At 41.0% G+C, this 670-nt stretch carries 1 protein-coding gene; it reads right to left on the bottom strand.

Annotated elements, in window-relative coordinates; all coding sequences use genetic code 11:
- Positions 1–670, bottom strand: a 670-nt coding sequence (locus tag E1171_RS23255) for a hypothetical protein (RefSeq protein WP_187696112.1), incomplete at both ends; no start/stop codon positions are given.

Here is a 670-nt window from a genome sequence, read left to right as displayed (position 1 = left end):
TCAGCCCAAACTTCCTGGCTGTTATCCTCATTATTGTCGCCAATAATCCTGTTAATGTCGGAGAGGTCATGATTAGAACCCTGCTGGTGTAAATCAATCTCTTGCTTATTCCAGCCATTGTTGTTACCCTCTATTAGATTATTATCACCAGTCTCAATGTCTTGATTAAAGCCTTCCTGATTTGCCCAAAGTTTTTGACTGTTTTTATCATTGTTGTTCCCTAAAATCTGGTTAACGGATTGAACATCATGACCAATCCCATCCTGCTCCGCATCAATTAATTGGGTATTTTCATCGTTTCTATTACCAACAATTTGGTTATTTTGATTTATTTCATGAGGCGCCCCATCCTGTTGGCCTCTTACTCTTTGCCTGTTCCAATCGTTGTTATTACCTACAATCTCGTTGTTTTCGTTGATTTCATTTGAAAGCAGAAAGGCCCCCCCCTGTCGGCCCCGCACTGATTGTGTGTTTCTATCATTACGATCGCCTATGATCATGTTGTTATCATTAATTTCATGAGTCGGGACAAAACCATTTTGGAGAAAAAATACAGACTGCCTATTATGGTCGTTATTATTCCCCAATATTTGGTTATTATTGAGGACTTCATGGCCCCCGCTCTGGGAACCCACGGCATTTTGGTTGTTGTTGTCATTGCCCTGGGCCA

Origin of the sequence: Xanthovirga aplysinae (assembly GCF_009711365.1) — a bacterium.
In the GTDB taxonomy this organism is placed as follows: domain Bacteria; phylum Bacteroidota; class Bacteroidia; order Cytophagales; family Cyclobacteriaceae; genus Xanthovirga; species Xanthovirga aplysinae.
Note: the sequence above shows the minus strand (reverse complement) of the source record. Positions and strands in the feature narration are given on the sequence as shown.